Origin of the sequence: Nonomuraea sp. NPDC049624 (genome assembly GCF_040675255.1) — a bacterium.
Lineage (GTDB): Bacteria > Actinomycetota > Actinomycetes > Streptosporangiales > Streptosporangiaceae > Nonomuraea.
This window is the reverse complement of record NZ_JBFAOR010000007.1, coordinates 264,448-285,986: the sequence shown is the minus strand read 5'-3', so window position 1 is coordinate 285,986 and position 21,539 is coordinate 264,448. Positions and strand designations below refer to the sequence as shown.

General features: G+C 72.3%; 19 protein-coding genes. 9 read left to right on the top strand and 10 right to left on the bottom strand.

The features are described 5' to 3' along the window. Positions 1-98: 98 nt before the first annotated feature. From AB0J76_RS29220 to AB0J76_RS29185, 8 genes are all read right to left on the bottom strand, one after another. Positions 99-584, bottom strand: a complete 486-nt coding sequence (locus AB0J76_RS29220; protein WP_352322781.1) for a hypothetical protein — start codon at positions 582-584, stop codon at positions 99-101. Positions 585-976: 392 nt separating this feature from the next. Continuing rightward, positions 977-1,522: an isochorismatase family protein gene (locus AB0J76_RS29215; protein WP_352322780.1), complete on the bottom strand. Its 546-nt coding sequence runs from the start codon at positions 1,520-1,522 to the stop codon at positions 977-979. Between the two features lie 478 nt (positions 1,523-2,000). Continuing rightward, the gene (locus AB0J76_RS29210; RefSeq protein WP_352322779.1) at positions 2,001-4,907 is read right to left on the bottom strand and encodes a ComEC/Rec2 family competence protein; all 2,907 of its coding nucleotides are present in this window, start codon (positions 4,905-4,907) and stop codon (positions 2,001-2,003) included. A gap of 1 nt (position 4,908) precedes the next feature. Then, the gene (locus AB0J76_RS29205) at positions 4,909-5,550 is read right to left on the bottom strand and encodes a ComEA family DNA-binding protein (RefSeq protein WP_352322778.1); all 642 of its coding nucleotides are present in this window, start codon (positions 5,548-5,550) and stop codon (positions 4,909-4,911) included. A gap of 692 nt (positions 5,551-6,242) precedes the next feature. Beyond that, the gene (locus AB0J76_RS29200) at positions 6,243-7,058 is read right to left on the bottom strand and encodes a DegV family protein (RefSeq protein ID WP_352322777.1); all 816 of its coding nucleotides are present in this window, start codon (positions 7,056-7,058) and stop codon (positions 6,243-6,245) included. Positions 7,059-7,093: 35 nt separating this feature from the next. Further along, positions 7,094-8,302, bottom strand: a complete 1,209-nt coding sequence (hutI, locus tag AB0J76_RS29195; RefSeq protein ID WP_125633626.1) for an imidazolonepropionase — start codon at positions 8,300-8,302, stop codon at positions 7,094-7,096. Between the two features lie 427 nt (positions 8,303-8,729). Further along, a complete protein-coding gene (hflX, locus tag AB0J76_RS29190) occupies positions 8,730-10,142 on the bottom strand; it encodes a GTPase HflX (RefSeq protein WP_352322792.1) in 1,413 nt (470 codons plus the stop codon). Between the two features lie 84 nt (positions 10,143-10,226). Continuing rightward, complete coding sequence (locus tag AB0J76_RS29185) at positions 10,227-10,919, bottom strand: DUF4097 family beta strand repeat-containing protein (protein WP_352322776.1); 693 nt, start codon at positions 10,917-10,919, stop codon at positions 10,227-10,229. Between the two features lie 157 nt (positions 10,920-11,076). Here AB0J76_RS29185 and aceB point away from each other — a divergent pair, with 157 nt between their 5' ends. The 7 genes from aceB to AB0J76_RS29150 all read left to right on the top strand — a co-directional run bounded on the left by aceB (position 11,077) and on the right by AB0J76_RS29150 (position 18,375). Continuing rightward, positions 11,077-12,654, top strand: coding sequence for a malate synthase A (gene aceB, locus AB0J76_RS29180; protein ID WP_352322775.1), 1,578 nt, complete (start codon positions 11,077-11,079; stop codon positions 12,652-12,654). A 141-nt stretch (positions 12,655-12,795) separates the two neighbouring features. Beyond that, entirely contained in the window at positions 12,796-14,235 is a 1,440-nt protein-coding gene (locus tag AB0J76_RS29175; protein ID WP_352322774.1) for an FAD-linked oxidase C-terminal domain-containing protein, read from the top strand. Then, positions 14,235-15,428: an FAD-binding oxidoreductase gene (locus AB0J76_RS29170; RefSeq protein ID WP_352322773.1), complete on the top strand. Its 1,194-nt coding sequence runs from the start codon at positions 14,235-14,237 to the stop codon at positions 15,426-15,428. Before AB0J76_RS29175 ends, AB0J76_RS29170 begins: the two co-directional genes overlap by 1 nt. 2 nt (positions 15,429-15,430) lie before the next feature. Continuing rightward, complete coding sequence (locus tag AB0J76_RS29165) at positions 15,431-16,633, top strand: heterodisulfide reductase-related iron-sulfur binding cluster (protein ID WP_352322791.1); 1,203 nt, start codon at positions 15,431-15,433, stop codon at positions 16,631-16,633. Further along, positions 16,630-17,379: an IclR family transcriptional regulator gene (locus AB0J76_RS29160; protein ID WP_352322772.1), complete on the top strand. Its 750-nt coding sequence runs from the start codon at positions 16,630-16,632 to the stop codon at positions 17,377-17,379. The genes AB0J76_RS29165 and AB0J76_RS29160 overlap by 4 nt, the downstream gene beginning before the upstream one ends. A 38-nt stretch (positions 17,380-17,417) precedes the next feature. Next, on the top strand, positions 17,418-18,158 hold the full coding sequence (locus AB0J76_RS29155) for an IclR family transcriptional regulator (protein WP_352322771.1): 741 nt from the start codon (positions 17,418-17,420) through the stop codon (positions 18,156-18,158). Between the two features lie 4 nt (positions 18,159-18,162). After that, the gene (locus tag AB0J76_RS29150) at positions 18,163-18,375 is read left to right on the top strand and encodes a DUF2277 domain-containing protein (RefSeq protein ID WP_352322770.1); all 213 of its coding nucleotides are present in this window, start codon (positions 18,163-18,165) and stop codon (positions 18,373-18,375) included. A 24-nt stretch (positions 18,376-18,399) separates the two neighbouring features. On the opposite strand, the gene AB0J76_RS29145 is transcribed toward AB0J76_RS29150, so the two are convergent. Then, positions 18,400-18,810 carry a hypothetical protein gene (locus AB0J76_RS29145; RefSeq protein WP_352322769.1) on the bottom strand — a complete coding sequence of 137 codons (411 nt, stop codon included), beginning with the start codon at positions 18,808-18,810 and terminating at the stop codon, positions 18,400-18,402. 93 nt (positions 18,811-18,903) lie between these two features. On the opposite strand from AB0J76_RS29145, the gene AB0J76_RS29140 reads away from it, so the two are divergent. Further along, on the top strand, positions 18,904-19,581 hold the full coding sequence (locus AB0J76_RS29140; RefSeq protein WP_352322768.1) for a response regulator transcription factor: 678 nt from the start codon (positions 18,904-18,906) through the stop codon (positions 19,579-19,581). After that, positions 19,578-20,837: a HAMP domain-containing sensor histidine kinase gene (locus AB0J76_RS29135; protein ID WP_352322767.1), complete on the top strand. Its 1,260-nt coding sequence runs from the start codon at positions 19,578-19,580 to the stop codon at positions 20,835-20,837. The genes AB0J76_RS29140 and AB0J76_RS29135 overlap by 4 nt, the downstream gene beginning before the upstream one ends. Here the strand turns inward: AB0J76_RS29135 and AB0J76_RS29130 are convergent. Further along, entirely contained in the window at positions 20,824-21,495 is a 672-nt protein-coding gene (locus tag AB0J76_RS29130) for an HNH endonuclease family protein (RefSeq protein ID WP_352322766.1), read from the bottom strand. The genes AB0J76_RS29135 and AB0J76_RS29130 overlap by 14 nt on opposite strands. Positions 21,496-21,539: the final 44 nt, after the last annotated feature.

The window sequence follows — 21,539 nt, the reverse complement described above, 5'->3', positions numbered from 1 at the left end:
CACGCGGACGCTCCGACATCAGCAAGGCGTCGGGCCTGAGGGAGGCGAGCACCGGGGTCATCCGCGTGCACCGGGCTCGAGGGAGGCGGGCACCGGGGTCATCCGCGTGCACCGGCCGACGCCGTCCGAACCTCCTCCCCCACTCGGGCCGGTGAAGCGGGGACGCCCTGACCGCCCGGCAGGTCCTCACCGGACGCGAAGGCCCCCGACCGGCCCCCCTCACCGACGACCCCGCCGAAGCGCTCGCCTCCCTCGACCGGATCGCCCGGCTGCCGGCGTCCTGGGTGCTCCCCGGCCACGGCGCGCCCTGGCGCAACGAAGACGGCGTCGGCGAGCGGGACGTGCACCGCCACGCTCCCCGGGGAGTGCCCCGGCATGCCCACGATCACCGGGCTCCCGGGCAGGTCCAGGACGTCGCCGTCGCCGATCTCGATGACCTCGCCGAGGTAGCGGGTACGCAGGCCGTTCTTACGGATGGAGTACCCGAGGAAGCCGAACGCCGGACCGAGCTGTACCGGCCCAAGGGCGACCTTGGGCTTCTCTCCGGTACGGGCGCGGGCGGCGTCGGCGGCGTGCACGAACACCGGCACCCCGTGCTAGCTGCGCAGGCATTCGGCGAAGCCGAGGTGGTCGGAGTCGCCGTGGTCAGGACGAGGCCGCGGACGTCGTCCACGGACTTGCCGAGGGAGCGGAGTTCGCGCTGCAGGTCCCGCCAGTGGCCGGGCAGCCCGGCGTCGATGAGCGTGATGCCCTCGGCGGCGTCGACGAGGTAACAGGCCACGAGGTCGTTGCCGAGACGGCGCAGATGGGGCGCCAGTTTCATGGGACTTCTTCCGGAGGTGCGGGCGGAGGGCGGAGAACGGAACCTGAACGCCAAGGCCACGAGCTGAGAGCGAGGGGCCGCGGGCTGAGAGCGAGGGGCCACGGGCCAAGCGCGAGCGCCGCGGGCCCAGCACGAGCGCCGTGGCCGTGAGCGCTAGCCCGCGAGGCCGTGCAGCGCCGTGATGACGTCGCGGCCGACGGGGGTGGTGAAGTCACGCACCATGCTGGTGACGAAGCTCGCCACGGACGTCACCGTGCCGCCCGCCGCTTCGATCTGGCGGAAGGCCGCGTTCTCCGTGCGCTCCGACATACCGCCGCTCGCGTCGACCAGCACGATCACGTCATAGCCGTCGGCCAGGGCGTCGAGCGCGGTGTGCAGGACGACGATCTCCGAGGTCACGCCGCACACGACCAGCGTCTTGCGGTCTACGGCGGCGATCGCCTCACGACATGCCCGGTCGTCCCAGCAGCACGGTCCGCCGCGCACGAACGGGGACGTCTCGGGAAGTTCGGAGATGACACCGGGCCCACCGGGCCTCGGGGCGACCGACACGGTGAAGGGGATGTCCAGCACCTGCGCGACGGTGGCGAGCACACCGGCCGACCGCCTGATGACGTCGGGGCTGTTCGTGCTGCTCAGAGCCACGATGCTGTCCTGCAGGTCGGCGAAGACGATCTGCAGGGTGCTGTGATCGATCATTATTCTCTCCCAAAATCGTTCATAAGCTGAATGATAAGAGGACAGTAGCATGCCGCATGTGAACGATGGCAAGCGATTCTGACCCCCGACTTCCGGCCCAGCGGGCCGACTCGCGCCTCCTGACCGAACACCTCGACCCCATCCGGGCGCCCTCGAACGACTCCACGACCCGAGCAGCCATCGCCGCCGCCCCCCTTTAGGGACCATGGCCTCCCCAATGCCGAGGCCACGGTCTCCCGAAAGCCAGGGGCCGGCCCCCGAAGGCGGCCGCCGCCACCCCACGAACCGCCGACATCCCCGACCAGAAGATCAGCTCGCCAACAGGCGCGAGACGTCACCAGCCCGCGACCGCTCATAACCTTGACCACGGCCCCTGCGGCCAGTTTCTGGATCCGTTCAGGTGACGCACCGGTGCCAGTCCCTTTGCTCCCCTTCCGCGTCAATGAATGTGGGGCCTGATCGGTCGGTGTCGGATCACTCACGGGCCACGGGGGACCACGGCCAGGCTGCCTTCGTGTTCGACGACTGCCAGGTCACCCGATCGATCGGTGCGGTAGATGGCGGCGCCGAGACGGTGGAGGAGGGCGAGGGTCGATGTGGCCGGGTGGCCGTAGTCGTTGCCGGTGCCCACGCTGATCAGGGCGGCCCGTGCACCCAGCGAGCCGAGGAACGCCGGGGACTGGCGATTCGAGCCGTGGTGCGGGGTCTTGAGGATGTCGGCGCGCAAGGCGAGGTGGCGTGCGAGGTCGTCTTGCGCCTCGGTCTCCAGGTCTCCGGCGAGCAGGGCGGAACCGGCGCGCCAGCGTACGTGGATGACGACGCTGGAGTTGTTGATCACGCTGCCTTCGCCTTGGCCGTTCCTCCCGCCCCCCGCCGGCTCGGGGGCGACGACGGTGAGCTCAGACGGGCCGAACCGCCATCGCGTGCCAGGTTCAGCGTTCGCTTCCGGAACCCGGTGTCGAGCCAGTACGGCCGAGATCCGCGCGCTGGACTGCACCGCCGTCGGCCGAGGGCTGACGATCACGGCTCCCACACGTCGGTTCCTGAGCACGCCTGGCAGGCCGTCCACGTGGTCGGCGTGCGGATGGGTCAGGACGAGCAGGGGAACGTCCTCGACTCCGAGCCTGCGCAGGCATCGATCCATGACGACCGGGTCGGGGCCGGTGTCCACGACCACGCCTCGTCCAGGTCCGGCCGCCACCACCAGCCCGTCGCCCTGCCCGACGTCGCACATCACCATCAGCCAGCCCTTGGGCGGCCAAGCCCCCGTCAGCGGACGGATCACCAGTACGGCGACCAGAGCGGCCCCTGCGGTCAGCAGCGCCATCGTCCGCCAGCGAGGGTGCCTGAGCACCGGGATCGCGACGGCCACGGCGAGCGCGAGGAGCCCCAGGCCGGGGAGGCCGCCCGGCCACGGCAGGGTGGCGAGAGGGACGTTCACTGCCCAGCGAGCCACGGTGACGATCCAGCCCACCGCGTATCCGGCCGGGATGACCAGCATGCCGGCGGCGTCCGGCCAGATCGGGGCCACCAGGGCGGCGGCGAAACCGAGCAGGGTCGCGGGAGCCACGGCAGGGGCCACGAGCAGGTTGGCGGGCACCGCCACCAGCGTCAACTGACCCGACATCAGCACCAGGACGGGCGTCACGGCCGCTTGCGCGGCAGCCGACACGGCCAGCGCCTCCGCCAGCCATCTCGGCAAGCGGCACATCCTTGCGACGGCACCTCCTCGACCGGCGGCCGCGACGTCGGGGGGCGAGGTCGCGCGGCTGTCACCGGCCTCTTCGTCTGCGTTCGCCGCATGCCCATATACGCTGCCGCGTTCCCTCGTCTTTTCCGCATTCCGGTCTGTCGGCGTGGACGCTTTGGTGGCGTCGCAGTCGCCACTCGCCGTCGGTGGTGGAGTGGAGAGTTTGTCGCGCCAGCGGGGTGCGAGGAGGAGGATGCCGGCGGTGGCCGCGACGGAGAGGGCGAAGCCGTACGAACGCGCCAGTTCCGGCGCGAACAGGACCAGCAAGAGGACGGTTGCCGAGAGAGCGGCGAGGCCGTCCTTCGCTCGTCCGGTACCCAAGGCGAGGGCGGCGGCCAGGCCCATCAGCAGGGCACGCAGAACGCTCGGGGACGGCCTGGCCACCACGGTGAACGCGAGCATCGCGACTGCCGCGAACACGGCTCTCAGGGGCAGGGAGAGGCCGACCAGGCGGGAGAGCGCCAGGGCGGCGCCTGCGACGATGGCGAGGTTTGCGCCGCTTACGGCGTTCAGGTGGCTCAGGCCCGCTTCTTTGAGGTCGGCGGCCACCTGAGGGTCGATGCGGGAGACGTCTCCGACGACCAGGCCGGGCAGGAGGCCGCGCTGGTCGGGCGGGAGGGGGTCGGCGGCTGTCCGGAGGCCGGTTCTGAGGGTGCCCGCCATGGTGTGCATGGACGAGGGCGGTGTCAGGACGCGAGGCTCGCCTCGTACCAGGAGGACGGCTGCCACCAGGTCGCCAGGCGTCGGTTGCGCCAAGCGGCCGGTGACCTGCAGCCGTTGGCTCGGCAGCAGGGTGCTCCAGGCGTTGCCGCCGGCGAACACCGTGATGGGGACATCGACGGCTTGGCGTTCCGGTGGCGGGGATTCCTGCGCCCTGCCTCCGTCCCTGCTTCCAGGGACACCAGGACGGCCCTCTTCGGATCGACCGGTAGTGGATCTGCCCGTCTGCCGCGCCGCCGACTCGATGATCTTGAGGGTGGCCGGGATCACGTAGCTGTCCCGGTTGAAGTGGCCGCTTCTGCGTGGCCTGCGCTTCGGGTCGTCGGACAGGACGATCTGGGCGGTCACAGTCGCGTTCCTGACGGCGAGTTCGGCCACCGGGCCGGTGGTCAGCGCCTGGACGCGGAAGGCGACAGACGCGGAGGCCGCCGCGGCGCAGATGAGTGTCGCGAGCACCACGTTCCGCCAAGCCCCCGAGAAGGGCGAAGGCTGACCGGAAGGGATCCGTCCTGAGGGAGAGGGCGACGGACGTAGCGACCGGTGGCGGCTGAACGGCAGGAGCGGCTGAGAGGAGACAGATCCGAACGAGGCCGGCAGGAACCGGCTGATCAGCGAACAGATGAGGGACGAGCGGGGGAACGGCGAGCGGGTGCGCCAGGTCAGGACGCCTGCGGCCAGGGCGGTGATGGCGGCTGTCGTCATGCCCACGACGGGTGATTGGCCGAGCATGATCAGGGCGCTGGCCCAGGCAGACAGCGCCGGGAGGACGAGCGTCCACGAGCGCTTGTGCTTGCCGTCGTCGGCGCTGGCAAGGCGCAGACGGCCGGTGGTGACGGTACGCAGAGGGTCTACGGTGGCCGGGCGCGTGGGGATTGAAGAAGGGCCGGGGTTCGAGGGGGCGTCGAAGGGCGGCATGTCAGACGCGGACCTTCGGCTTGATTTCCTCGTACTTTCTCGGGCCGATGCCGCTCACCTCGCGGAGCTGATCCACGCTGGTGAAGCCGCCGTGGGCGGTGCGGAACTCGGCGATCCTGGCGGCCAGCACCTCTCCCACTCCCGGGAGCTCTTCGAGTTGGTCGGGGGTGGCGGCGTTGAGGTCGAGAATCGCTGCGGCGGGGTCCGCACCCGGATATCCGGGAGGTACGGCGGCGACGACCGCAGACGGAGCACCGACCATGATCTGCTCTCCGTCGATCAGACGTCGGGCCAGGTTGAGGGGGCCCGTGGAGGCGCCGTGTTTGAGCCCGCCCGCCGCCGTCACCGCGTCCGTCACACGGGAGCCCTGAGGGAGCAGGTAGACGCCGGGGTTGCGGACCTTGCCCGCCACCTGGACGGTCACCTTGGCGGCGGTGGGTGACGGGGATGGAAGGGGGGTCGCAGGTGGCGGCGGAAGGGGCTCCGGCGTGGGCTGGGAGCGCCAGACGAAGAAGACGGCGACCGCGACGGCCAGGGCACCGACGGCGACGAGCACGCGCAGGCCAGGCTTGCTGAGGTCGATGGCGGTGGAAGGCTCGGCCGAGGTGATGGCGTCGCGGAACGCTTGGAAGGTCGCTGGCATGGGGGCGGGGCTGCCGGTGAGCCGCCGAGGGATGTGCGGGGACGCCCCTGTGGCGGCCTGGGGCTCACTCAACGGCCCGCTCCGGCGCTCGGCCCGGCGCTCGGCCCGACGCTCGGCCCGACGCTCGGCCCGGCGCCCAGCCCGGCGCTCGGCTCTGAGGACGTTCTCCTCCGGTTCTCCCCGTCGCTCTGCCTGATGCTCGGCCTGCGACATCGCCTGAGGCCCCGCCGCACGCCCGGCCCTCGATGCAGGCCAAGGCTCACTCCACAGCTCGGACGCAAGCTCACCCCCGCCGTCACTTCCCGGCTCGGAGGAAGGCGCAACCCCACGCCCATCCCACCGTTCGGGCACGGAAGAAGCGGACGCAGAAGAAGTAGCCGCGGGAGATGGCGGGGCGGCGCTGAGCCGGGAGGTCGGGAGGTTGTGGGCCTCGTCGCCGTACGGATGTCTGTTGCGTCGTCCCGGACGCGGCCGGCGGGCAGGGCTCGTGATCGACCGGAGCCTGGATTCGGCTATGGTCCGCTCTGCCGTCGGGTCCTGAGATCGCACGCCGACGAACTTAGGGATGCCACGCCGCCCCCAAGCCACCGAACCGAGTTCTGGGGACAGCGAGGCCAAGAGACGAGACGACTGTGGAAAACACAGCACCGACCCGGAGGAAGGCCCTCACAAAAACGGAGAAGAGAAGCCGGTCACCCCTCGTACGCCGTGACCGTCACCCCCAGCATCCCCGGCCCCACATGAGCCCCGATCACCGCCCCCACCTCCACCACCCGCACCTCACAAGCCCCCGTCACCCGCTTGGACAACCGCTCCCCCAACGCCTCGGCCCGTCCCCGGGCCCCCATGTGCTGCACCGCCACCCCGGCCCCGCCCAGCTCCACGGCCGCCTTCACCGCCAGGTCCTCCAGCCGCGCGATGGCCCGCCCCGACGTCCGTACCTTCTCCAGCAGGGAGATGCGCCCGTCCACGATGTGCAGCAGTGGTTTGATCATGAGGGCCGATCCGAACAACGACGTGGCGGCGCCGATGCGGCCGCTCCGGCGCAGGTACTCCAGGGTGTCCACGTAGAAGAAGGTCCGGGTGACGGCGGCGGTGCGGCGGGCGGCGTCGGCCACGTCGGCCAGGGGGGCGCCGGCGGCGGCCGAGCGCGCGGCCGCCAGCACGGGATAGCCCAGGCCCATCGCGATGGACCGGCTGTCGATCACCTCCACCGGCACCGGCGCGTCCTTGGCCGCCGCGAGGGCGGACTCGACGGTGCCGGACAGTTCGCCGGACAGGTGGATGGAGACCACGCCGGTGGCGCCGGCGGCGGCCAGTTCGTCGTAGCAGGTCGCGAAGCGCGCGGGCGACGGACGCGAGGTGGTGGCGGTGGCCAGGTCGCCGGTGAAGGTGTCCTCGTCGTGCGGGATGCCGCGGGCGACCACTTGTACCGGCACCACCGTCACACCGGGCACGTCGGGCAGGTAAGCGGTGGAATCGGTGACAACGGCGACAGAGGGCGGCATATCCCGAGATTAGCCACCCGCTCCCGGGTCCGGGGTTACTGGACCGGCGTGCCGCCCCGCCAGACCCGGCGCGGCTTGAGGCCGAAGGACCAGGCGAAGGCGCCCTCGTGGTCGGCGTCCCACTGGACGATGTCGGCCAGCCGGCCGGGAGCCAGCACCCCGCGGTCGGGCGCCCCGAGGACGGTCGCGCCGCCCAGCGTGGCCGCGCGCAGCGCGTCGTTGACGCTCATGCCGAACGCCGACACCGCCATGGCGATGACCAGCGACATCGAGGTGATGCCGCAGTAGCCGGGGTTGTGGTCGCTGCCGAGGGCGATCTGCACGCCGTGCTTGATCATCTGGCGGACCGGCGGCACGTGGCCGCGCTGGAGCGCCGTGGCGGGGCAGACCACCGCGGGCACGCCGTAGCGGGACATGATCGCGATGTCCTCGTCGGACATGTGGTGCAGGCCGTCGGCGGAGGCGCAGCCGAGCTCGGCGGCCAGCTGCACGGCGCCGCGACGGCTGAACAGGCCGGCGTGGATGCGCGGGAGCAGCCCCACGTTGCGGCCCGAGGCGAGGACCCAGCGGGACTCCTCGGTGGTGAAGTGGCCCTCGTCGCAGTAGACGTCGACGCTGTCGGCGCCGGCCGCCGCCGCGTCGGCGCACCAGGCGCCCACGGCCTCGACGTATTCGCGCTGACGGCCGAAGTACTCGGGAGGCACGACGTGCGCCGCGAGGAAGGTGACGTGCACCCGCGGCATCATCGGCTCCTTCTCCAGCTCGCGCAGGAGCCGCACGTCGGCCAGCTCGCCGTCGCGGGTGAGGTGGTAGCCGGTCTTGGCCTCGACGGTGGTGGTGCCGCTGAGCAGCCAGCTCCGCAGCCGTTCGCGCACGCCGTTGCACAACGTCCAGGGGTCGGTGCCGCGTGTCACGGTGACGGTGGAGCCGACGCCGCCGCCCGCCGCGGTGATCGAGGCCGCGCTGGAGCCGCCGGTGCGGATGGCCAGCTCGGCGTAGCGGTTGCCGGCGTAGACCGGATGCGTGTGGGCGTCGATGAGGCCGGGCGTGACGAGCGCGCCGCCGAGGTTCTCCACGTGGTCGACGTCGACGATGTCGTCGACGACGCCGGGCACGCTCTGCGGGAGGTCGGGCGCCCGCCCGACCCAGGCGATGCGGTCGTTGTGCACGAGGATGGCCGCGTTGCTGAGGACCTCGTTACCCGTCCACAGGCGGCCGATGTTGGTCAAGAGCCGAACGGTCATCGCACCACCGCCCCCTGCAGGCGCAACACCCAGCGCACGGCCTGTGCCGCGCCCACTGAGTCCGCTCCGGGTCCGGACGACATGGGGGGTCTCCTGCTCTCATCCGCGTGATGTTGTGCGGTGACCGTATCGCCGGAGACATGACCCGGCGATTTCAGTTCAGTTACGTTATTTCACAGCCGGGCTTGGTGTACAGGGTTATTCGGAAGAAAGACCACTCATCCCATCCGTCACCCAGCCACGCCTTGCCCCCCTGGCCCCCGCTGACGACTGCCGCACTCAACGTCATCATCCGAAACCCAGAACCGAAACCAAAAAACCAGACCAACGTTAGGTCTGGCCATCCTAGCAACCCCAGGGTTCCGGGACCACTGCACTATTTGGGCAGCTCTGCGCTACTTTGAGCGAGAGCTGCCCAGCCGTCCCGCTAAGAGACGCGTTCGACCGGCTTGCCCACCCGCTCCAGTTCCTGGAACAGGCTCGGCAGCACGCGGGCGTGCAGGACGGTGCCGTCCTGCACGTGTTCCACGGACAGCACCTCGCCCTCCTTGTGGGCCCGCGAGACCAGGTCGCCCCGGTCGTAGGGCACCAGCAGGTGGACCTCGTGGTCGAGGCGCGGCAGCCGCTCCTCGATGAGCCGCATGAGCTCGGGGACGCCCTTGCCGGTGCGGGCGGAGACCACGATGCTGTCGCGCTCGCGCCTGGCGATGCGGTCGAGCACCTCCTGGTCGGCCGCGTCGGCCTTGTTGATCACCACGACCTCGGGCACCTCGGAGGCGCCCTCGATGTCGGCGAACACCTCGCGGACGGCCGCGAGCTGCCCCTCGGGGTCGGGGTGCGAGCCGTCGACGACGTGCAGGATCAGGTCGGCGTCGGCGACCTCCTCCAGCGTGGACCGGAACGCCTCGACGAGCTGGTGGGGCAGGTGGCGCACGAAGCCGACGGTGTCGGCGATCGTGAACAGCCGGCCCTCCGGCGTGCGGGCGCGGCGCACGGTCGGGTCGAGCGTGGCGAACAACGCGTCCTCGACCAGCACGCCCGCACCGGTGATGCGGTTGAGCAGCGAGGACTTGCCCGCGTTGGTGTAGCCCGCGATGGCCACGGCCGGGACCTCGCGCCGCTGGCGCCGGTGGCGCATGGTCTCGCGCGAGGTGGACATGCCACTGATCTGGCGGCGCAGCTTGGACATGCGGTCGCGGATGCGGCGCCGGTCAAGCTCGATCTTGGTCTCACCGGGGCCGCGGCCGCCGATGCCCACGCCGCCCGCGGCGCGACCGCCGACCTGGCGGGACAGGTTGCCACCCCAGCCTCGCAGGCGCGGCAGCAGGTACTGCAGCTGCGCCAGCTCGACCTGGGCCTTGCCCTCGCGGCTCTTGGCGTGCTGGGCGAAGATGTCGAGGATCAGCGCCGTACGGTCGATGACCTTGACCTTGACCGTCTCCTCCAGCTGGCGGAGCTGGCCGGGGGTCAGCTCGCCGTCGCAGATCACGGTGTCGGCGCCGGTCGACTCGACCACGTCGCGCAGCTCCAGGGCCTTGCCCGAGCCGATGTAGGTGGCCGGGTCGGGCTTCTGGCGCCGCTGGATGAGCCCTTCGAGCACCTCGGACCCGGCCGTCTCGGCCAGGAGCTTGAGCTCCAGCAGGGAGTTCTCGGCGTCTTCGGCGGTTCCGGAGGTCCAGACGCCGACGAGGACGACCCGCTCGAGCCGCAGCTGCCGGTACTCGACCTCGGAGACATCCTGGAGTTCGGTGGAGAGGCCCGCCACGCGGCGCAGCGCTTGGCGCTCCTCGAGGTCCATGTCGCCGGTCTCGAACTCGTCGAGCGCGGTGTATTCGTGCATTCGTGTCATCTCTATGAGGGAACGTCTGGACACCTCGGTGTCTTCCCACGATGGTGGCACGACATCCCCGGCGTCATCACCTGGTTATCCCGCCGAGAGCGTCACGTCGCCGGAACTGGCGGTCAGCGAGATCTTGCGGGGGGAGCTCGGGTCGGACTTGATCGAGACGTTGGCGTCGCCGGAATCCACGTCGGTCTTCACGTCGTAGGACCCCATGGGCACCCTGAGGACGACGTCGCCCGAGTCGGCCCGCAGCTCCGCGTTGTCCGGCGCGGTGGCGTACTTGAGCTCGACGTTGCCCGAGTCGGCCTGGACGTGCACCTTCTTGCCGGTCATGCCGGAGCCTTCGAGGTCGCCGGAGTCGAGCTTGGCGTCGAGCTCACCGCTCAGCGCCCGCAGGGTGATGTCACCCGAGTCGCTGTCGAGGTCGACGGCCAGCCCCCTGGGCACCTCGATCTTGTAGTCGACACTGCAGCTCCCCCAGTTGGACGGGCAGTCGTACGTCACGAAAAGCGCCTGGCCCTCGACCTTGTGCTGCGGCTTGGGCTTGTCGTCGCCCCGCCAGCGCAACGTCTCGACCACCCGGACGGCGGTGCCGTCGGTCTCGGTGATCACCGTGTCGCCGGCGTCACTCTTGACCTGCAGCTTGGAAACCTTGTCCGACACCTGGTAGGACACGGTGTCCTGGTTCGTGGAACCGCCGAAGCTCTCGATCCGGCAACCCGTCAGCACCAGCGCGGCGGCCAGCAGCCCGCCCGCCACAGCAATCGTCTTCATGCCCCCGATCCTTTCGCGGGCATGACGCCCTGCGCATCGGGGATGCCCCCGAAGACGACCCAGGGGTACCCCAGCCTTTGACCGGGGAACCCCGGGCGGAGTAGCTTCACTTCCACAATCCAGAATCGGTTTTCCACTCTACGGAAAAGAGGGGTACATGGAGATCACCGGCCCGATGCTCGAACGGTTCGACGAGATCCTCACGCCGGAGGCGCTCGGCTTCGTGGCCGCTCTCCAGCGGGAGTTCGGCGCCAGGCGGCTGGAGCTGCTCGAAGCCCGCCAGGCGCGTCAGGCGGAGTTGTCGGCCGGCGGGACGCTCGACTTCCTTCCGGAGACCAAGGAGGTCAGGGAGGGCGACTGGCAGGTCGCGCCGCCGGCCCCGGGCCTGGAGGACCGCCGTGTCGAGATCACCGGGCCGGTCGACAGGAAGATGACCATCAACGCGCTCAACTCCGGCGCCAAGGTGTGGCTGGCCGACTTCGAGGACGCCAACTCGCCCCTGTGGGAGAACTGCGTGTCCGGGCAGCTCAACCTGCGCGAGGCGCTCGACCGGGCGATCGACTTCGAGACCGGCGGCAAGACGTACGCGCTGCGGCCCGACGACGAGCTGGCCACGATCGTGGTGCGCCCGCGCGGCTGGCACCTGGACGAGAAGCACGCCCAGGTGGACGGGCGGCCGGTGTCGGCGTCGCTGTTCGACTTCGGGCTCTACTTCTTCCACTGCGCCCAGCGTCAGCTCGACAAGGGCAAGGGGCCCTACTTCTACCTGCCGAAGATGGAGTCGCACCTGGAGGCGCGGCTCTGGAACGACGTGTTCACCCGGGCCCAGGAGCTGCTGGGCATCCCGTACGGGACCATCAGGGCGACCGTGCTCATCGAGACCTATCCGGCGGCGTTCGAGATGGAGGAGATCCTCTACGAGCTGCGCGACCACTCGGCCGGGCTCAACGCGGGCCGCTGGGACTACCTGTTCAGCGTGATCAAGAAGTTCCGCACGCGGGGGCGGGAGTTCCTGCTGCCCGAGCGGAACGCGGTGACGATGACCGCGCCGTTCATGCGGGCCTACACCGAACTGCTGGTGCGTACGTGCCACAAGCGCGGCGCGCACGCCATCGGCGGGATGGCGGCGTTCATCCCCTCCCGGCGCGACCCCGAGGTCAACGCGGTGGCGCTGGAGAAGGTCCGGGCCGACAAGACGCGCGAGTCGGGCGACGGGTTCGACGGCTCGTGGGTGGCCCATCCCGACCTGGTGCCGGTGTGCCGGGAGGTGTTCGACGGCGTCCTGGGGGCGCGGCCCAACCAGCTCGACCGGCTGCGCGAGGACGTCCGCGTCTCGGCCGCCGACCTGCTGTCGGTCTCCGAGACGCCCGGCGAGATCACCGAGACGGGCCTGCGCAACAACGTCGACGTGGCCCTGCGCTACCTGGCCGCCTGGATGGGCGGGCTGGGCGCGGTCGCGATCCACAACCTCATGGAGGACGCCGCGACGGCCGAGATCTCCCGTTCGCAGATCTGGCAGTGGATCCACAACGACATCACGCTGGCCGACACCGGTGAGCAGGTGACCAAGGAGCTGGTCGAGCGGATCATCGCCGAGGAGCTGGCCCGGATCTCGGCCGAGCCCGGCTACGACGAGCGGCTGTTCGGGCAAGCGACCGCGCTGTTCAAGGAGGTGGCGCTGGACGACGACTTCGCCGAGTTCCTGACGCTGCCGGCGTACGCCCAAATGCCGTAGATGTTGAAATTTCCGCTTATGTCCGGCGCGCCAGCGCCGGACATAAGCGGCCCCCCGAAACCCACCCAAACTGCCTCCGAAAACTGGCCAGACCGGTGGAAACAGTCGCACACTAGAGGTGACGGATCTGGAGAGTGACTGGTGCTCGACACGCTGACGGCGGCGCTGCGCTCGCTGCTGCCTCCCGACTCGGTGATCACCGATCCGGTGCGCCTGCGCACCTACGAGTGCGACGGGCTGACCAGCCACCGGGCGACGCCGGGCGTGGTCGTGCTGCCCGCGACGGCCGAGCAGGTCGCCGGGGTGGTCCGGACGTGCAACGACTTCGGGGTGCCGTTCGTGGCCAGGGGGTCGGGCACGGGCCTGTCCGGCGGCGCGCTCCCCCGCGAGGACGGCGTGCTCATCGTCACCTCGAAGATGCGCCGGATCCTGGAGATCGACCTGCCCAACCGCAGGGCTGTGGTCGAGCCGGGCGTGACGAACCTGGCGATCACCGAGGCCGTGCGCGACGCGGGCTACTACTACGCCCCCGACCCCTCCAGCCAGCAGGTCTGCTCGATCGGCGGCAACGTGGCGGAGAACTCCGGCGGCGCCCACTGCCTCAAGTACGGCTTCACCGTCAACCACGTCGAGGCGTGCGAGATCGTCACCCCCGACGGCGACCTGGTCGTCCTCGACCGCATGGACCCGGGCTACGACCTGCTCGGCGCGTTCGTCGGCTCGGAGGGCACGCTGGGCGTCGCCACCAGGATCACCGTGCGGCTGAGCCGGGCGCCGGAGGCGGTGACCACGGTGCTGGCCGCGTTCGAGGACATCGAGCAGGGCGGCCGGGCGGTGTCGGCGATCATCGGGGCGGGCATCGTGCCGGCCGCGATCGAGATGATGGACGCGCTGGCCATCGAGGCCGCCGAGGCGGCGGTCGCCTGCTCCTACCCGCGGGGAGCGGGCGCGGTGCTGATCGTGGAGCTGGACGGGCCGCGCGAGTCGGTCGATCGGGAGTTCGCGCGGCTGACGGAGATCTGCTCGGACGCGTTCGAGCTGCGCGTGGCGGCCGGTCCCGAGGAGCGCGCGGCCATCTGGAAGGGGCGCAAGTCGGCTTTCGCGGCAGTCGGCCGGATCAGCGCGGCCTACATCGTCCAGGACGGCGTCGTGCCGCGCACGTCGCTGCCCGGCGTGCTGGCGGCCATCGACCGGCTCTCGCGCGAGCACGGCATCAGGGTGGCCAACGTCTTCCACGCCGGCGACGGCAACCTGCACCCGCTGGTGCTGTTCGACGACGCCGAGCCGGGCGCGGGCGAGCGGGCCGAGGCGGTCTCGGGCGCGATCCTCGACCTGTGCGTCCAGCACGGCGGCTCGATCACCGGCGAGCACGGCGTCGGGGTGGACAAGGCCCGCTACATGCCGAAGATGTTCACCGGCGCCGATCTGGACACCATGCAGCTCGTCCGGTGCGCGTTCGACCCGGGCGGCCTGTCCAACCCGGGCAAGGTGTTCCCCACGCCGCGGTTGTGCGGCGAGGTGCCGGGCGTGCGCAAGGGCGCGCACCCGCTGGTCGAGTCGGGTGAGGCGGAGCAGTTCTGATGGCGGATCCGTTCTCGGGCACCGGCGTGACGGTCAGGGCGGCCGGGCCCGAAGACCCGGCGCACCGGTGGGGTGCCCGGTGGGTGGCACTGCCGGAGACCGTCGAGCAGGTCGCCGCCGTGCTGCGCGCGTGCGCCGCGGCCGGCCTGGCGGTGGTGCCCGCCGGAGGCGGCACGAAGCTGCACTGGGGTCCGCCGCCGGAGCGGTGCGACGTGCTGCTCGGCCTGGGCCGCCTGGACGCGGTCCTGGAGCACGCGGCGGGCGACCTGGTGGTGCGCGCGCAGGCCGGCGTGCGGACGGCGGCGCTGGCGGCGGCGCTCGCGGCGCGCGGCCAGGAGCTGGCGCTCGACGTGCCGTTCGCCGGGGAGGCGACCGTCGGGGGCACCCTCGCCGCCGCACTGCCCGGCCCGCGCGCCTTCCGTTACGGCACCGCCCGCGACCTGCTCATCGGCGTCACGGTGGTGCTGGCCGACGGCACGATCGCCCGGTCGGGCGGCAAGGTGGTCAAGAACGTCGCGGGCTACGACCTCGGCAAGCTGTTCACCGGCTCGTACGGCACCCTCGGGGTGATCGCGGAGGCCACGTTCCGGCTGCATCCGCTGCCCGGCGAGCGGCGCTGGGTGGTCGCCGTGATGCCCGCGGACGACGTGCCGGGCGTCGCGGCGGCGCTGGCGGCCGCGCAGGCCGAGCCGAGCGCGGTGGAGGTGGACCGTCCGGAGCCGGGCGGGCCGGTGACGCTGGCGGTGCTGGTGGAGGGCACGGCCGCGCGGGCACGCGCCGAGGCGCTGCGCGACCTGGCCGGCGGCGGGGCGGTGACCGGTGAGCCGCCGTCCTGGTGGGGGGTCGTGCCGCGGGGTGAGGTGCTGGCCGAGGTGCGTTTTCCGGCCGCGGCGGCCGGCGCCGTGCTGCGGGCGGCGGCCGGGTGCGGCCTGTCGCTGCGCGGGTCGGTGGTCGCCGGCCGGGTGCTGCTGGAGCCGGGCGCGCCCGTCGCCGGGGACGCGCTGCCGGGCCTGGTGAGCGGGCTGCGGGAGCGGGTCGAGGCCGCGGGCGGCCGGGTGAACGTGCTGGCCGCGCCGTACGCCGGGGTCGACAGGTGGGGGCGGGTGAGCGCGCTGCCGTTGATGCGGCGGGTCAAGGAACGGTTCGACCCCGGGCGCACGATGTCGCCCGGACGGCTGGCGGGAGGCCTGTGACCATGGACCCGGAGCTGATCGGCGACTGCGTGCACTGCGGGTTCTGCCTGCCGACGTGCCCGACGTACGCGTTGTGGGGCGAGGAGATGGACTCGCCGCGCGGGCGCATCCACCTGATGAAGCAGCACGTCGAGGGCACTCCGGTCACCCCGGAGATGGCCGGGCACTTCGACGCCTGCCTGGGCTGCATGGCGTGCGTCACGGCGTGCCCGTCGGGCGTGCGCTACGACCGGCTGATCGAGCAGACCCGGGCCGAGGTCGAGCGCACGCACGTGCGCGAGCCGCGGGATCGGGCGGTGCGCGAGATCGTGTTCAGCCTGTTCCCCTACCCGCGCCGGCTGCGGCTGCTGCGGCCGACGATGTGGCTGGCCGGGCGGATGGCGCCGTTCCTGACGCGGGCCCATCCGAGCCTGGGCGCCATGGCCGCGCTCGCGCCGCGCGTGGAGCACCGGCAGCGCCTGCCGCGCCTGGTCAGGGCCAGGGGCAGGCGCAGGGCCGTGGTCGGGATGCTCACCGGGTGCGTGCAGGGCGAGTTCTTTCCGCAGGTGAACGCGGCCACCGCGCGGGTGCTGGCGCTGGAGGGCTGCGACGTGCTCGTCCCGGCCGGGCAGGGCTGTTGCGGGGCGCTCAGCGTGCACGCCGGGCGCGCCGATCAGGCCCGGCGGCTGGCCCGCCGGACGGTCAGGGCGTTCCGGCGCGCGGGGGTCGAGACGGTCGTGGTGAACGCGGCCGGCTGCGGCTCGGTCATGAAGGAGTACGGCGAGCTGTTCGGCGCCGATCCCGGGTTCCGGGTGCGGGACCTGTCGGAGTTCCTGGCCGAGCTGGGCCCGGCGGCCAGGCGGCATCCGCTGCCGCTCACCGTCGCCTACCACGACGCCTGTCACCTGGCCCACGCCCAGGGCGTCCGGGCGCAGCCGCGCGAGCTGCTGCGCGGCATCCCCGGGCTGGAGCTGCGGGAGGTGCCCGACTCGGCGATCTGCTGCGGGTCGGCGGGGACGTACAACATCCTGCAACCGGAGGCGGCCCGCGACCTCGGCGACCGGAAGGCCGGGGCGGTCGCCTCGACCGGGGCCGAGCTGCTGGTCTCGGCCAATCCGGGATGCACGATGCAGATCGCCGCGGCGATGCGCCGGGCCGGGAAGGAGATCAGGGTGGCCCACACCGCCGAGGTGCTGGACGCGTCCTTGCGCGGGGTGTCGCTGTGAGCGTGCAGTCGGTCGAGCGGGCGCTCGACGTGCTGGAGGCGCTGGCCGAGCACGGCGGCGAGGCCGGGCTGTCGGAGATCGCGGCGCGGACGGGCCTGCCGTACGGGACCATCCACCGGCTGCTGCAGACGCTGCTCGCCCGCGGTTACGTGCGCCAGGAGTCCGACCGCCGGTACGCGCTGGGCGGCGGGCTGGTCCGCCTGGGCGGCATCGCGGAGAGCATGGTGGGCGGGTGGGCGCAGCCGTACCTGACGCGGATGGTGGAGCTGTCCGGCGAGACGGCGAACCTGGCGGTGCTCGAGGGCGACTTCGTCGTCTACGTGGCGCAGGTGCCCTCGCCGCGCAGGCTGCGCATGTTCGCCGAGGTCGGCAGGCGGGTGCTGCCGCATAGCACGGCCGTGGGCAAGGCGCTGCTGGCCGGGCGGGCGGCCGCCGAGGCGATGGCGGTGTTCGAGCGTACGGGCATGCCGCGGCGCACCCCGAACACGATCACCGACGCGGCGGGCATGCTGGCCGAGCTCGGCCGGGTCAAGGAGCGGGGCTACGCGACGGACCTGGGTGAGGAGGAGCTGGGCGTCCACTGCCTGGCGGTGCCCGTCCGCGACGGCGAGCGGGTGGTGGCCGCGATGTCGGTGTCGGGGCCGGCCGAGCGCATCGACGCCCTCGACCGCGACGAGCTGGCCGAGGGCATGCGGAGGATCGCCGCCGACTTCGGCCGCGAGCTGGCCCCGGCCTCGTCGAAGTAGCGCCTGCGGGCCGGCTCCGGCGGCTATTCTGTTGCGCTGTGAGCAACAGCACGACGGTTCAGTCCGTCGACCGGGCCATCGCGATCCTGGAGATCCTGGCCCGCGAGGGCGCCACCCGGGTGACGGACCTCGCGGTCGAGCTCGACGTGCACAAGTCCACCGCGTTCCGGCTGCTGGCCGCCCTGGAGCAGGGCGGGCTGGTGGAGCAGAGCGGCGACCGGGGGCGCTACCGGCTGGGGTTCGGCGTCGTACGGCTGGCCGGCGCGGCCACGGCCCAGCTCGACCTGTCCAGGGAGGGCCGCGAGGTGTGCCTGCGGCTGGCCGAGGAGATCGGCGAGACCGTCAACATCGCGGTCCCCCAGGACGGCGACACCGTCAACATCAGCCAGGTGCGCGGCCCGGCGGCGATCAGCGGCCACAACTGGGTCGGCCAGCGCACCCCGTCGCACGCCACCTCCAGCGGCAAGGTGCTGCTCGCCTTCGGCGCCCTGCGCCTGGCCGGCGAGCTGGAGCGCTACACGCCGCGCACCGTCACCTCGGCCGCCGGCCTGGGCCTGGAGGAGATCAGGCGGCGCGGCTGGGCGGCCACGGTGGAGGAGCTGGAGGTCGGGCTGAACGCGGTGGCGGCGCCGATCAGGGGGGCCGACGGCTCGGTGGTGGCCGCGGTCAGCGCGTCGGGGCCGTCCTACCGGCTCACGCCCGAGCGGCTGCCCGAGGTCGGCGAGTTGCTGGCCGCGGGCGCGAGGGAGATAAGCCAGCGCATCGGCTATTACCGTTGAGAGCATGTGCAGAAGCATCAAGACCCTGCGGCCGCCGTACGCCGAGAGCGTGACCGAGGACGACGTGCGGGCCGCCGCGCTCCAGTACGTCAGGAAGATCTCCGGATTCCGGGCCCCGGCCGCCCACAACGCCGAGGCGTTCGACCGGGCCGTGGAGGCGATCACCAGGGCGTCCGAGGAGTTGCTGGGGGCGCTGGAAGTTCGCGGAGGCCGGTGACCCGTCAGCGCCCCGGCGGGCCGGTCAGCGGGTGGCGGGGCCGTCGGGAGTGCAGAAGATCTTGAGTTCGACCTCCTCGCCGTCCTCCGGCTCGAACTCGACCTTCGCCTCGCGGGCCGGGCCGGGCTGGACGCCGTCCACCGAGTAGCCCTGGGCGGGGCTCCAGGAGCGCAGGGTGACCAGGCCGCCGGAGCAGGAGGCGATCACCGTGCCGGCCTCGGTGCGCATGAGCCGGTCCTGGGCGCGGGCGGACGTCCGCGGCATGGGCGTGGCGGCGCGCGCGGTGGCGGTGGAGAGCGCGGCGCGCACCTCCGGCCCGCTGAGCACGCGGCTGGACGTGCCGGTCACCCCGGTTCCGAGCAGGCCGAGCACGGCCACCGCCGCCCCGGTAGCGGCGGCCGCGGTGACGGCCCAGGCCAGCACGAGACGCTTCACGCTCCCACCCTCCCCCACGTACGGCTAAGCGCAGGTTAAGGCGACGCTAACGATGCTCGGCGCATCACCACGGACCGTCTACGGTTTGGGTATATGGCTGACATCCTGCTCATCGAGGACGACGTGACCATCCGGACGTCGTTGAGCCGGGGCCTGCGCGATCTCGGCCACGCGGTCTCCTCCTCCCCGACCGCGCTGGAGGGGTTGCGGCTGGCCGTGCAGGACCGTCCCGACCTGATCGTGCTCGACCTGGGCCTGCCCGACCTCGACGGCGTGGAGCTGCTGCGCATGTTGCGGGCGGTGAGCCGGGTGCCGGTCATCGTGGCGACCGCCCGCGACGGCGACGCCGAGATGGTGCCCGTCCTGGACGCGGGGGCCGACGACTACGTGGTCAAGCCGTACAGCGCCCGGCAGCTCGACGCCCGGGTGCGGGCGGTGCTGCGGCGCGCGGGCGAGGCCGCGCCGGAGCCGCTGGCCGTGGGCGGGCTGCGGGTCGATCCCCGGGCGCGCACGGCCACGCTCGACGGCGTGTCACTCGACCTCACGCCGCGCGAGTTCGACGTGCTGCACTTCCTCGCGGCCCGGCCCGGCGAGGTGGTCACCAAGCGCGAGCTGCTGACGGAGGTGTGGCGGCTGCCGTACGGCGGCGCCGACAAGACCGTGGACGTGCACCTGTCGTGGCTGCGCAGGAAGCTCGGCGAGACCGCGGCCGAGCCCCGTTACCTGCACACCGTCAGAGGCGTCGGGGTCAAGCTGGTCGGGCCGTCGTGAGGCGCTGGCTGGCGCTGCTGGTGGCGGCGACGACGTCGCTCGTGCTGATCGCGCTGCTGGTGCCGATGGCGCTGCTGATCGGCACGGTGGCCGAGAACGGCGCGATGAGCCGGGCCACCGCCGCCGCCGAGTCCGTCGCGGTCGCGGTCGGCACGCCCGACCTGCCGCTGGCCGTCGAGCAGGTGCCGCGGCGGGTGACGGTGTTCCTGCCCGGCGGGGGCACGATGGGCGCGCCGGCCGCCCGCTCCGACGCCGTGCGGCTGGCCGCGACGGGCCGCAGCGTGACCGCCGTCGCCCCCGGCGGCCGGGAGGTGCTGGTGTCGGCGCAGTCCCCCGACGGCACGGCCGTGATCAGGGTGTTCGTGCCGGACGACGAGCTGACGCACGGCGTGCGGGCCGCCTGGCTGGCGCTGCTCGTGCTCGGGCTGGGGCTCATGGTGCTCGGCATCGTGCTGGCCGACCGGCTGGCGCTGGCCGTGACCAGGCCCGTGGTCGGGCTGGCCCGCGTGTCGCACCGGCTGGCCGGCGGCGACCTGAGCGCGCGGGCCGAGCCGGGCGGGCCGCCGGAGGTGCGGTCGGTGGCGCTGGCGCTCAACCATCTGGCCGGGCGCATCGGCGACCTGCTGGCCGCCGAGCGCGAGTCGGTCGCCGACCTGTCCCACCGGCTGCGCACGCCGCTGACCGGCCTGCGGCTGGAGGCCGAGTCGCTGCGCGACCCGGAGGAGGCCGCCCGGGTCCAGAACAGGGTGGACGCACTGGAGCGGGCGGTCAGCGCGGTCATCACCGAGGCGCGGCGGCGCTCGGCCGGGCGCGGCTCCTGCGACGCGGCCGAGGTGGTGCGCGAGCGGGTGCGGTTCTGGTCGGTGCTGGCCGAGGACCAGGGGCGGCCGGTGTCGGTGTCGCTGCCCGACGCGCCCGCGCCGGTCGCCGTCGGCGGCGAGGAGCTGGCCGCGTGCGTGGACGCGCTGCTCGGCAACGTCTTCGCGCACACCCCGGAGGGGACCGCCATGGCCGTGCGGCTGTCGTCCCGGCCGGGCGGGACGCTGCTGGTCGTCGAGGACTCGGGGCCGGGGTTCGCCCCGGGGGCGCTGGAGCGGGGGATCAGCGGGGGCGGCTCGACCGGCCTCGGGCTGGACATCGCGCGGCGCACCGCCGAGTCGTGCGGCGGCACGCTGGCCGTCGCGGCGCCCGAGGGCGGCGGGGCCCGCGTGGAGCTGACGCTGACCGCCCCCGGCGAGGCCCTCAGCAGTCCTTGAGTATGCCCTCCATCGCGCTCTTCTCACCGTCGGTGATCCAGACGTCGTACTTGCTCTTCACGTCGATCTGGCGGGCGATGTAGGCGCACCGGTACGCCTTGCGCGGCGGCAGCCAGGTGGCCGCGTCGGAGTCGCTCTTCTGGTTGTTCAGCGGGCCGTCCACCGCCAGCAGGTTCAGCGGGTCGTTGGCGAACTCCTTGCGCTTGGTGGGCGACCACTGCTGCGCGCCCTTCTGCCAGGCGTCCGACAGCGGCACCAGGTGGTCGATCTGGACGGCCGTGCTGGTGTCCTGGCCGCGCTTGAACGTGATGGTCTTGCCGCTGTAGGGGTCGTCCAGGGTGCCGGTGAGCACGATGCAGTCGTGGGTGCCCGACTTGAACGTCTCGTCCTTCAGGTCGCGCTTGAGGATGTCGTTGCGGGTGTCGCAGCCGTTGTGGTCGACGTCGGCCCAGGCGGGGCCGAACTGGTCGCGGTCGAAGCCGGTGCGCGGGGCCCGTCCCTTGACCTTGAGCTTGGCCAGCTTCTTGCGGGCGTCCGAGACCGACGCGGAGTCCGGTTTGGCCGGGTCCGGGCCGCCGCCCGACTGCGCCTCCAGGCCGCCGCAGCCGGCCAGCATCGTCACCATGGCCAGACCGGCCGTGAACGCCCGTATGCGCACGTGATCCCCCAGACTTCGGTTTTCGTAAAGTCTAGGTATAGCAA